General features: G+C 40.3%; 11 protein-coding genes. All 11 read right to left on the reverse strand.

Features of this window, described 5'->3' with window-relative positions; genetic code table 11:
- Positions 1-32: 32 nt before the first annotated feature.
- The 11 genes from OCI93_RS04730 to OCI93_RS04780 all read right to left on the reverse strand — a co-directional run bounded on the left by OCI93_RS04730 (position 33) and on the right by OCI93_RS04780 (position 12,403).
- Entirely contained in the window at positions 33-1,673 is a 1,641-nt protein-coding gene (locus OCI93_RS04730; RefSeq protein WP_261591377.1) for a cyclic peptide export ABC transporter, read from the reverse strand.
- Positions 1,674-1,712: 39 nt separating this feature from the next.
- A complete protein-coding gene (locus tag OCI93_RS04735) occupies positions 1,713-2,510 on the reverse strand; it encodes a thioesterase II family protein (protein WP_261591376.1) in 798 nt (265 codons plus the stop codon).
- Between the two features lie 29 nt (positions 2,511-2,539).
- The gene (locus OCI93_RS04740) at positions 2,540-3,232 is read right to left on the reverse strand and encodes an ABC transporter ATP-binding protein (RefSeq protein WP_261591375.1); all 693 of its coding nucleotides are present in this window, start codon (positions 3,230-3,232) and stop codon (positions 2,540-2,542) included.
- Between the two features lie 12 nt (positions 3,233-3,244).
- Positions 3,245-4,501, reverse strand: a complete 1,257-nt coding sequence (locus OCI93_RS04745) for an efflux RND transporter periplasmic adaptor subunit (RefSeq protein WP_261591374.1) — start codon at positions 4,499-4,501, stop codon at positions 3,245-3,247.
- Positions 4,494-4,715, reverse strand: coding sequence for an MbtH family protein (locus OCI93_RS04750; protein WP_261591373.1), 222 nt, complete (start codon positions 4,713-4,715; stop codon positions 4,494-4,496). Before OCI93_RS04750 ends, OCI93_RS04745 begins: the two co-directional genes overlap by 8 nt.
- Before the next feature lie 19 nt (positions 4,716-4,734).
- The gene (locus OCI93_RS04755; RefSeq protein WP_261591372.1) at positions 4,735-5,232 is read right to left on the reverse strand and encodes a cytochrome b; all 498 of its coding nucleotides are present in this window, start codon (positions 5,230-5,232) and stop codon (positions 4,735-4,737) included.
- Positions 5,233-5,245: 13 nt separating this feature from the next.
- Positions 5,246-6,163 carry a cupin-like domain-containing protein gene (locus OCI93_RS04760; protein ID WP_261625877.1) on the reverse strand — a complete coding sequence of 306 codons (918 nt, stop codon included), beginning with the start codon at positions 6,161-6,163 and terminating at the stop codon, positions 5,246-5,248.
- Position 6,164: 1 nt separating this feature from the next.
- Positions 6,165-6,893: an aspartyl/asparaginyl beta-hydroxylase domain-containing protein gene (locus OCI93_RS04765; RefSeq protein WP_261591370.1), complete on the reverse strand. Its 729-nt coding sequence runs from the start codon at positions 6,891-6,893 to the stop codon at positions 6,165-6,167.
- A gap of 52 nt (positions 6,894-6,945) precedes the next feature.
- On the reverse strand, positions 6,946-9,123 hold the full coding sequence (locus OCI93_RS04770) for a M28 family peptidase (protein WP_261591369.1): 2,178 nt from the start codon (positions 9,121-9,123) through the stop codon (positions 6,946-6,948).
- Positions 9,124-9,167: 44 nt separating this feature from the next.
- Positions 9,168-11,591, reverse strand: coding sequence for an ABC transporter permease (locus tag OCI93_RS04775; protein WP_261591533.1), 2,424 nt, complete (start codon positions 11,589-11,591; stop codon positions 9,168-9,170).
- A gap of 86 nt (positions 11,592-11,677) precedes the next feature.
- A complete protein-coding gene (locus OCI93_RS04780; RefSeq protein ID WP_261591368.1) occupies positions 11,678-12,403 on the reverse strand; it encodes an aspartyl/asparaginyl beta-hydroxylase domain-containing protein in 726 nt (241 codons plus the stop codon).
- Positions 12,404-12,528 lie beyond the last annotated feature (125 nt).

A 12,528-nucleotide genomic window follows, 5' to 3' on the forward strand; every position in this document is an offset into this window, starting at 1 on the left:
CCATCTCTTATAAAGCTTATTTTACCTATCAATTAAACATGTTCTAACACGGGCTTATCTTGTAACGCACCTGCTACCAACTTTCCTTCTCGTAGGGTATATATTTTGTCCGCGAAACTGAAATAATGCTCATCATGGCTCACAACAATCACAATTTTGTTTTGTTGCGCTAATCGAGGTAATAAGGTTCGATAAAAGAACCCTCTAAAATGGGGGTCCTGGTCCGCCGCCCATTCATCAAATAAAACGACTGGTTTACTTTCAAACAAAGTCGCTATCAATGCGAGTCTGCGTTTTTGTCCAGACGATAAGTTGGTGCTATTCCATTCATTGCCATGTATAGAAACCACATGCTCCAGTTGCAACTCCGCTAGAAAGTCGTGCACAAATTCTAGCTGCGCCTGTGACAACTTGCGTTCTTCCACTGGAAGGTCTTTAAATAGATAAAAATCAAACAATTGACACGAATATAAGGATCGTAACTGATCTTGTTCCGTTACTTCAGTGCCATCAATATATACTGCACCACTGTGGTAGGGATACAAGCCTGCTATCAGCTTACATAGTGTTGACTTACCACTACCATTGCCACCATTTAACATGGTCACTTCGCCTTTTTGGAAAACGATATTCAAAGGCCCAAGTTGAAATGTAGGCCTGTGCTGCTCATCTTCGTAAGAAAAATACAGCTCCTTATAACTGAGCTCATTAACCTCATTTAACGAACTGGGCCTCGCTGAAAAGGGCTCATCTGCGAACTGTGATAAAGCCGACAGGCGGTTAAATGCCACTTTGGCGTAGAGCAGTGTTGGTAGACTAGACATGATAGTTGCGACCGCACCTCGTAGGTAGAAAATAATAAGTACGGTGACGGATAAAACCTCCACTTCTACATGACCCGCCATAAGTAGCATACTCAAGATGATCATCAAGACCATCGAATCGCCAAAAGTTATTAATCCTGACCACTTTAGATCCAATGAGATTACTTTGGCTTTCAACTGCTTAATCAAAACGCTTAACTGGCTATTATGTAAGTAGTTAGTACGTGTGTAGCTTAGGCTAAGCTCTTTTTTGCCATAAATGATCGACTCGTAAAGTTGATACAGCTTGTCTTTCATGCCCCGCTCATTAAACGTTTCACGCTGCACACTACGTTGAATTAGCGAAGAAATAAGCGCCGCAGCTAAAGTAAGTGAAGACAACAAAACCAGCATATCAATAGACAAGTGACCAATGTAAATAAAACCAATAACTATCAGTAAAAAATTAAAAATCAAATGGGGCAAAGTTGCAAACAAAGAGCTGATCAAGCCAACATCCTCTGTAAGCAAGTTATAAAGCTTTGCAACACCTATCTTTTCAATATTCTGCAAAGTACTACCCAGTACCTTTTGCACGGCCTTTTCGCGAAGTGCCATTAACACGTCTTCTTTAAAGCGACTCATTAAAAAGCGTGACACGATCGTTAGCAACATCACAATCATTACCAATCCGGCATAATAGGCAGGCCCCATAGCCATCACCTTATCTGAACGACCAATTTGGCTGATGGCTTGTCCTATATCCGCCAGTAGTCGAATACTAATCACTGCTGGAAAAATACTGACTAATACCGAGAACAGCAGTGTTACCATAAACACCCGCTTGGAAATTGAACTAAATAATTTCATTGTGATTCCTTGTTTAAAACATCCAACAACACAGCACCGTTAGGCGTTTGAACATGCAACATGGTTGATTTGCGGTGTTTTGCTCAGATCTTTGAGTAGCTCAATAATAGGGGCCATATGATTACTGATAAAAAAGTGGTCTCCTTGATACTCTTTTACATGAACAGAACAGGAGGTGACCTCTTGCCAATTATGGAGCGCATCAATGTGGTAGTGACTATCTTCAGAGCCACCCAATACAGTTAGAGGAATTTGCAGCTTTACCTTTGGCTGCCATACATACTCACAATTGAGTTTAAGGTCAGCCCTAAGTACAGGCTCAATCAAATCCAGCATTTCTGGAATCGCCATTATCTCCTTTACCATACCCCCTTCTTTAACAATCGCTTGCCAAAACTCTTGTCTTGGCAATGTATGAACTAGACTGAGCGTGGGAGCACTACTGGGCGAACCGCGTCCTGATAACACAATGTGCTCAATCGAAAACGACTTGTTAAACGCCCGTTGGCCATGTTGATAAGCAACCTCATATGCCATTAGCGCCCCTAAGCTATGACCAAAAAAAGTACAGCGAGAGCTCTGTGGCAGGTGTTCACATAAATTTTCGACGATCTCTGTGGCACATTGTACTAATGAATCAGGTAAGGCTTCCCCACTTCTTTGTTCTCTTCCGGGTAGTTGCACTAAAATCACTGACGATTGGTCAAGCTCTTTTGCCCAGCGATAAAATACCGATGCGCCTGCACCAGCATATGCAAACATGACTATAATCGGATTATTGGGCTTGAGTCCGTTTATATTGATTAGCCAAGGTGACAAAGTGTCAATTTGATTCATTATAGTGCCTACTACCTAATTGTTATTATTTACGCAATTTTGCTTTGTAGATCCGCTTCATCCGATACAAATTGTCCATCCAGCATGCGAACTATGCGGCTCGCATACTTCGCATGTTCATCAGAGTGGGTAACCATCATAATGGTGCATCCTTGCTTGTTAAGCTCGACAAGTGTATTCATGACTTCTTCACCACTTGCTGAGTCTAAGTTACCCGTCGGTTCGTCCGCTAGGATCAGTGATGGTTCTGTGATCAAAGCTCTACATACCGCAACCCTCTGTTGTTGGCCTCCTGAGAGTTGTTTTGGGTAGTGGCTAGCACGGTGAGCAATGCCCATTTTTTCTAGTATTTGCGTTACTTTTAACTTTCTTTGGTCAGCAGCTTCACCTCTATACAACAAAGGCAGCTCTATATTTTCGTAAACCGTCAATTCGTCTATCAGGTTAAAGCTTTGAAAAATAAACCCTATATTTTGCTTTCTAATTTTACTCAATTGGCTTTGCTGCTTATTCGACATTTCTTCACTAAGAAATTCATAACTACCATCTGTCGGAATATCTAACAGACCTACAATATTCAACAATGTAGATTTACCACAGCCAGAAGGGCCCATTACAGCCACAAAATCACCCGCTTCGATGTTAAAATTTAGGCTTTTCAAAGGTGTAGTTTCAAGATCTTCAGTGAAATAACTCTTTGACAGGTTTTGCATTTTTATCATTTTGTGACCTCTCTATAATTTAAAGTTAATGCGTTCTCTATCCGACAGGTTCGTATATTTTGAAATAACGACTTGTTGGCCCGCATTTAAGCCGTTTAGTACCTCAATATACTGCGTATTGATGGCACCAACCTTTAGTTCTTGTTTTGTCGCATAAGTGCCTGACTCATCCACTACAAATGCCCAATTACCACCCGTGTCATCATAAAAACTGCCACGCTCAAGTAATAAAACATTTTGTTTGTGCTGAAACGTCAAATCTAAAGCAATACTTTGACCATTGCTAACGCTGCTGGGGGCATCACCAAGGAACGTTAAATCTACCGTAAACTTATTGTTTTTCACCTGCGTATAGATTTTGTCCACACCTAAGATATAACTTTGATTGTTAATCAAAGCTTCACCCTGTTGGCCTTTTTTGACTTTGGACAAGTAGAATTCATCTACTTCAGCCACTATCTTATAGTTACTACTTTGTTCTCCCAAAACATCAATTTGTCCTAAACGCTCTCCTGAGGTCTTTGACTCGCCAACGGTAATATCAAAGCCCGTTAAGAACCCACCGACGGGTGCTCTAACGACTAAGCTATCTCGTGCTTGTTGTAACTGATTCCTGTTTTGTTCTAACAGTTCAATAGAACTGTGTATTTGCTTTGCTTGAATTGCACTCAATTTATTGTGAAGGTCCAGCCTCTCTTGTTGCAAAACAAGCTTATTTTTGTTGTAAGCTAGCTCTTTTTCAGCATCTTCAAATTTTGACTTTGCGACCGCGCTACTATCGAGCAATGGCTCTATGCGTTTAATATCCTGCTTTAGTTGAGTTATTCTATAGCTGGTATTTAGAATTGCTTCTCTAAGTGACAGCGTTTCTTGATCCAAATTCAGCAACGTTGTGCGCAACTGGTTGCTTTGCTCTACAATGGCCGTATCTCGAGCCATAGTGTTCAAAATCAGGGGGGTATTGTTAAATGACAGTAATGCCTGCCCCTTCTCTACATAGGCACCATCGTGAACCAATACGGCTTTTACGTTTCCACCTTCTAATGCATCAAGAAATACCGTTTCCTTCGGCTTAACAACCCCTCTTAAAGGTACGAAGTCTTTAAACTCACCAACAAACACTTTACTCAGGGTAAGTTTACTTTTTTCAAGCTCCACCGCACCGGCTGAACTTTCTAGCATGTTGTAAAGCAAATACCCCACAACTGCCAAACCAGCTAAAATATAGATGGGCTTAGGGCTTTTCCTTTTCTGGATCTTCTTATCCACAATCCCCCCTGTCGCTTGATGAGTTAGCTAAATCTTGCTGTAAAGACACTGGTGATATATCAGTCCAAACATCTGCGATATAAGCAAGGCAGGTTTCCTTATCACCTTTGCAATCTGCTAGCGTCCAACCATTTGGTACTTCTTTTTCTTGTGGCCAAATACTATATTGACCTTCATGGTTATAAACCACGACAAACGATTTAAAATAATCCATATTTCACTCCAACTAGAATTTAAATGTCGCTGTATATAGCACCAGCAATATGAAAAACAATGAGCCACCACACTGCATCAATTAAGAAATGATGTACTGAAATAGCCATATTAAACAAATCTCTATCTGGCTCTGCAAAGTCGAATAGCGTTATCCCAAACAGCTCAACACTATCAGCACTATTTATCAACATAACCATACCTGACGCAGCCAGTGAGAACAGTGTTAAATAAAAAATCGTATGTACTAGTTTTACTAAACGACCATGATTAGCACTTTTATACTGTAATCTAGAGTAAGATTTTTGTCCTATTCCACTGTAGATTAACCGTATAATAAGCAATACCAACATGGATATTACCAATCTAAAATGCAGCTGAATTGCGTCAGGTCTAACCTTCTCTGGTTCATTTACATCGTAAAATATACCCCATGTACCCATCAGTATTATTAACATCAAGATTGAACTTCCCCAATGGAGCCCTCTGTCTACGATATATTTATTTTTATCATTCATTGCTACTCTCCGGCTACTCCATATTTGCTACTAATTTTCTGTTTTTTATTGATGATAATATTGCTGGCATACCATGTTTCATAATTAACCTAGCCAGACCCTTATCAAGCAATGCATCTTTCCATATTTTTCGTACCATAGGCTTATTAAAGTCAGCCAGCTTATAGATTGGAGAAGCCCAGCACTGCGCTAATGTGATCCCAAAATTTTTATTTACCGGCTCCACACCATGCCACCAGAAAGGCGGAATATATAGGCTATCCCCCTCCTCGACCGTAACTTCCCAAGGCTTAATTTCATCTTTATAGTTGTCAAAACATGTCGGGCCATCAAGGTACTTATATTGCATCAAATCTTTATACAATTGCTTAAACGCAATGCAACTTGGCGCTAATAATCCAACCTGCTTTGTTCCCTTTATTTGGCACATCAATGTTTCGTCAATTTGATGAAAGTGCCATGCTGTACCTGCGCCGCTATACATAAAAAACCTTTGCTCAGGATAATAAAGAGGCGCTGGTATATTAGACAAGAATGAAAAGTTACCTAAGTCATTCTTTAATGGTGAGAATGGTCCGCTAGCATTACAAAAAATTGAAGGCATGCTTACGATGCCATCCTCGTTATCTACGATTTTCTGCAAAGCATCTTTGAACCTTCCTTGTTGTTCACGGCGCGCCATATTTTTATGATCTAAGTAATTCGAGTGCTCATAAAACCTAACTTGTGGATTGCCTGTTACGTCAGCCAGATAATCAATATCATGCCACTTTTGCATTACAGGCCAATGACTAACGGCTCCTTTGATCAGGCAAGGCTTGTTAAGATTTACGTGATTCTCTACAAAATGTGCTTCTGATAGCTCACTAGCCTCATATGTAACAACCTCCATGGCGTCAACTCTGTTTGGAATATACTTTAAAATTTCCATACTAATTCATATCCACAGTAGTCAGTATCTGACGGTACTGGCGGTTTAAAACCTGAGCGACTTTTCTCCCTTTGGTACGAGCAAATTGACGATACCCTAGCCACTTTAAAGCTTTGCTGGTTGGACGCACGAAATCGACAATAATAATTGTACGTTCATTTTCTGATGTTTTTCGAACCCAATGAGGTTGGGTTACATCGGCTACAAAAGCTTTACCCTGCTGCCAAGAGCGCTTTTGACCTGATACACTGATAAAATTCTCGCCATCCTGTGGTGTCGTCAACCCTAAGTGGATCCTTAAAGTGCCATTTCTATCATCGCTGTGTTCAGGAATATCTTTGCGCTCACTCGGAATTGTTGAGAAAGTTACGGAGCAATATTCAGGTACTATGCGACTAACAAGTGCCAATGTTTTAGGAAAATGCTTTGCGATTGCTTCAATTTTATAACCATAAACCATCAGATGAAGGAGCTCCCAAGGCTGGGTACCAAAGCTACTCGTCATGCCGGGGAACAAGTCTTCTTTATCAATGTTACGCTTACTGGCATTTTTAAAGTCCGCCAGTTCATCAGATATAATGTGATGATTTTTTTCAAGCTCAATCAACCAATCAAGATCCTCTGCATCCCAAAATACCCGACCTGACAAGGGTGAGCTTGCCAACACTTTTTGATGAACAGCATTAAAGTAGGCATTACTTAATGATCCAATAAATCTTTGTACCGCCATATCCGTTCCCTCTTATCCTTTTGCATATGTTTATATTATTGTTTTTAATTTTTTATAACTTCAGGCTATGCACCTGCATAGTTGTATCACCTTCACTGAATTGCAGCCTTTCTCCACTAGGCAACTCTAGACCTTCGTTTTCAAGCCCCCAGTTTTTTAAAACCATGTAGGCATGTCCATCAGGTTGACCACTGTAGCTGAGTTCAATATGCTTCAAGCTATCTGTCAATTTATAAAAATGAACAACTTGGTTACCTTGGCCCGGTGTCACTTTGATATGCTCGCCTGCAATACTGATCACCTCAAGGTTTTGTTTTGGGACTATTAACATGAGACTGTCCGTTGTAGTGGTAGTGGGTATACTAACTAAATATTTTCCACTATCTTGTGCCACAATGTTGAACAGCTCTGGTAACTTACTTTCTGCAGTTGGCAATGGCAAGCCGTATGATAGATAACCCGGTGCCCAAGGGTAATACTCTCGCATAGGTGTCTGATACAAATCATGACTGCTATTTTGAGCAGTTCGTGTATTGCCAAATGCAATAAGAAAAGACTCCCCCTCTGCATTTTGCAAATTGATATAGTTGAGATGATCTGTTTTGGTATGCTGTGCATTTGTAACCGCCAGCACAGCTACGATAAACGCACCAGAGATACTGAGCCACTTTGCCTGCTCAGGAATAGCCAGCATGCTCAAACTTGAACTGAGCAAGGTGCCCGCTAATGTCCACAATACGAGTAATGCTATGGGATATTGATAGCCCATGGCCAAATATAAAAGTTCACTGATGGTCCAAAGAGAAACCATGGTTACCATCGCTACACCAATAAAAAGTATAAACATTAAGGTGGGATACTTATTTAGTTTAACTGCGGTAATTAGCACCACAAAAACCAAACCCAGCAGTGGTAGCACTGGCGCAACTAAGCTTGGGTTTGCCAGTAACAATATAAGTGACAGAAAAAACACGCCCAGCCACGGGACTAAAGCAATACTATATCTATCTCGCCCAAACGTACTAAACAACGGATACAGTAGACCCAGTAACATACTGACGATCATAAGATATGGTGTACTGTGCTCTGATAAATGAAAAAAACCTATGCCCCAGCCAAAGACAGCAGCCAATAATAAGACCCCAACCCACACCAACATTTGGAACATTAAGACATCTATTTCTAGCCTTTTAATTTTTTCCAAATGCCAAACCAGCACACAGAACACACCTATAAAAATAAACAAAATTAGCGGTGTCCATTCCAAAGGCCAACTGAACAGTTTAACTGTCAACAAATCTGAAAATGCTAGATTATCTTTATCATGGTTGCTTTTCTTGTTGCTAAGCATATGTGTGGCTAAGCGCAGCGCATTCTCGCCTTGATGCTGGACACTTTGTAAACTTAAGTTATGTAAATTGTCTGCATCAGTATGATAGTGTTCACTGCTGCCAATAAACGCAAAGTTTGCCCCTTGGTAACCCGCTTGCTTGTACAATGTAAAATCGGTATTGTTCGGCATCAACTCATAAACACCGGTAAAAAACGAGCTGGCTAGTGGCCGCACCAATGCCTGCGTCATTGCAGATACGGTTGAATAATTATCTTTTCCTGTTTCAAAAATGAGACTAGGCCCTGACGTACCTCTTGCCTCTAAATTGATAACGGATTTAACCTGTTTAGCCCAACTGTGATGTTCAATAAACGCTTTAGCACCGAGCAAGCCTATTTCCTCCCCGTCAGTGAACAATAGCATTAAGCCTTCATCCATTAACCGATGCTTTGCAAGCTCAAGTGCGATCATCATACCAGCACCAGGATCAGCGTCACCAGAGCTTGCTGGTACAGTATCGTGGTGAGTCGTGACCAGTACATAATTCTCACCCCGATAGCTTGAACTTCTCGCAACAACGTTCACTACTTCACTGCATTGCAAACTGGTGTGATTACATACTAATTGCTGTTGTAGCTCGACCTGAAGCCCAAGGTCTTTGAGATAACTGTATATATTGTTAACTGTGTTCAGGTTCGCCTCACTCCCCGTTGGGCGGGGAGTATTTGCTACAACGACTTGCTGATATTCTATCTTGGCTTGTTCAGAAGAAAATAAACTGTCCTGCTCCGATGGTACTAATGAAGATTGAAGTATGCTTTTGCTTGCAAACAAAGTGATGCCAGCCAAACATGCAAATGCAGTCAGCCAACTTAAATTTCTTATAAAAATATTCATACTACTACTCTTTAAGGCAGCCATCCTTGATGGCTGCCCGATTATTACTCATCTCTTAGAGAGTTCGCTGGAGGTATGCTTGCTACACGGATAGCCTGAGAGGCAATCGTGATGAAAGACAAAATCAATGTAACAACAATCACCGAAATCAAAGACAATATGGGAAAATCAATTCGGTAAGAGAATTCACTAAGCCAATTTGACATCATAAAGTAAGCTAATGGTGCTCCAATCAAGTTAGATAGTGCTACCAACTTCAAAAAGTCTTTGCTTAACATAGAGATAATATCAGGCATTTCGGCACCAAGTACCTGACGAATACTGATTTCTTTGACTTTGCGTTGCGCAGTGAACATCGATAGACCAAATAATCCAAGCAGTGCTATAGTCACAGCGATGATAGAAAAACAAGTAAATAACTTGAGCCGGTGCTCTTCATCCCTGTACAGACTGTCAAAACCAACATCTACAAAGCCATCAATCATTGATATATTCGGTAACTTCTGTTTCCACACATTTCTGATATGAGCTAGCGCTTCTTGCTGATCACCATTAATCCTTATGCTTATGTCCTTCATGTACGGTCTCATAACAAAATAAACCTGAGGGTGAATTGGGTCATGCACTGACGACACATGAATATTTTTACTAACACCAATAATAGTTGTCATTACATCACGTTCGCCATCAATTGACTTGATAATCATTTGTTGGCCTACCGCTGTGGCTGGCGTTTTCCACCCCAACACTTCAACAGCGCGCTCATTAATTATTACACCTGCTCCTGATTCAGAAGTAAATGCTTCACTTTTACGCTGCTCGCTAAACGCCTGACCAGCAACCATATTTATGCCATAGGTGGAAAAGTAATTAAAATCAATTGCATTAAACGCGATATAATCAAACTCAGGTTGATTTTTTGATGGAATTCGATACTGGACACGACCCATTAACGATACAGGCGGTGTAGACGAAGAAGCAGTAACATCTGTTATCTTTGGATGGCTCTGCCATTGTGATTTCATGACTTCGTAAGCGTCGCGTACCGCAGGGTTACCCGCACCATATAAAACCACCATATTTTCTTTCTCGTAACCTACGTCTATATTTTTCGCAAATTGCACTTGCTGATAGACGACTAACGTTGCAACCATAAGTACAACAGAAACGGCAAATTGTACTATGACTAGTAACTTACGCAGCTGAGTTCCACCAAAACGACCTGGTTGGAAATCACTGTTACGTAGTGCAACTATAGGGTTAAGAGCAGCTTGATAAAATGCCGAATAGCCACCTCCCAGCAGAACAACCACCGCCAGAATCACGAATAACCCAACCCAAAACTCTACATTTTGCCAATCAAACTGAATATCTAAAGAAAGGAAGCTATTAAAATAAGGTAAGAAAAATACAATACCAATCAAAGCAAGTATGGCAGAAATGACTGACGTTACTGCTGATTCAGTAATAAACTGCATCGCCAGCTGGCCTTTTTCAGCCCCCAATACCTTACGAACACCCACCTCTTTCGAACGCATGGTGGCCAGTGCTGTAGATAGGTTAATGTAATTAAAACAAGCCATAAGCAAGATTGCTAAGGCCACTATTGCCATAGTAATAACCGCTGAAATATCGCCGCCTTTTTTCATTTCAAATTTGCGTGATGAGTGCAAATGGATATCTTGAATCGATTGAATTTCCAAGCGAGAAACTTCCGGGTTTGGCAGTCGGTTGTTAATAAATTCTGGTAACCCCATCATGATAGGTGAAATTGACTGACCTTCATGTAGCTTTATATATGTATAACCGGCCGCTCGACCATTCCAATCTTCAAGAATATCTTCACCAAAAAATTGCTGTAGCATCGGCATGCTTAGTAATACATCAAATGACAAGTGAGTATTTTTTGGTAGATCATCCAACACCGCTGTGACTATGACATTGCGTGTGCTGTCAAGTAACATGCTCTTATTAATCGCGGCTTCAACTGAACCAAAGTATTTCAACGCTTTATTTTTTGTTAATACTACAGCTTCAGGTTGACTCAGCGCAGAGCTTAAATTACCAGCTAATACAGGTAATTCAAATATCTCAAAAAAGTTTTCATCCGCAAAATATACTCTTTCATTAAAGCTTTTATTTTCGTATTTCAGATCAAATCCGCCCATCATTAATCTGGTATAACTTGCAATGCCATCGAAATCACTTTTTAATAATACTCCGACAGGGGGGGATGTTAATGCAACGACTATCGGATCTTGGTTTTCTCCACGCTCAACTCTCGTAGTTACACGATAAATTTGCTCTGCTTGTTTGAAGTTCTGGTCATAGCCTGTTTCATTCTGAATGAATAGCCAGATGAGAATACAGCAAATGAAACCCACAGTGAGTCCAACAATGTTGATTGCTGAATACAGCCATTGTCTGAGTATATTCCTGTACAGAATTGTTAAATAATTGGAGAGCATGTTCAAACTTGTTCCTGTATATTGTTATTTTTTAGGAGCTTTTAGTGTATTTAGTACCCTAAAAGCTCGTACAACACTAAATAAACTTACAATCGAGCGTCATTTAGTGCTTTATCGTGAAGTTCGAAAATTTCTTTCACTGGTGCATTTTTGACTTGATAATTGAAAACAAATCTAGATAAAGCCCGAACCCATTTTGGAACTGGCCTAAAGGTATCAATTAAAACGACGAGCCTTTCTTCATCTGACTCTTTTGTAACGGAATGCAACGCCGATGCATCAAACGCAAAACACTTCCCTTCTTCCCAAGGCTGGCGCACACCATTTATCGTGATCGAACACTCCCCCTCTGGCACAACCAAAGGTAGATGACAGATTATGCATTGGTTATGCCCATCTCTGTGCGGTGTTATTTCTTTACGATTACCACCTAATAATGAAAAGCGAATGCTGAATAATTCAGGAACATGTGTTTCTAAAAGTTTGACTGTTTCAGGGAAATGAGTACTCAGAAGATCATTTTTTTGGTTATTAATACGCAGGTATAACATGCCCCAACGCCCGTCACCAAAATTGGCCTTATTGTTTGAAGTTCTTAAATCTTCCAAATCAGGAAGGCGGGATAATGACGCTCTGTAACGATTAAATTCGTTAAGAACCACCTTATGGTTTGCTTCTAACTCCTTCATCCATGGCATGTCTTCTGCGTGCCAAATATAGTCGGACTTCACTTTACTAAACTTTCTATTTAAAAATTCAGTGAATATGTACAGAGGATTAAAAATAAGAACGTTGAGAATTATATTTATCATTATTATATTTCCTTTCAATCATAAAATTCAGACAATGTAAATGTGATATCTATACAGAATTTTTTGACTTTTACACTGCTATGGCCGATGCTTAATAAAAGTGCTATCAGCATTCCATGCTTCTC

Origin of the sequence: Pseudoalteromonas holothuriae, from assembly GCF_945859825.1 — a bacterium.
In the GTDB taxonomy this organism is placed as follows: Bacteria; Pseudomonadota; Gammaproteobacteria; order Enterobacterales; family Alteromonadaceae; genus Pseudoalteromonas; species Pseudoalteromonas holothuriae.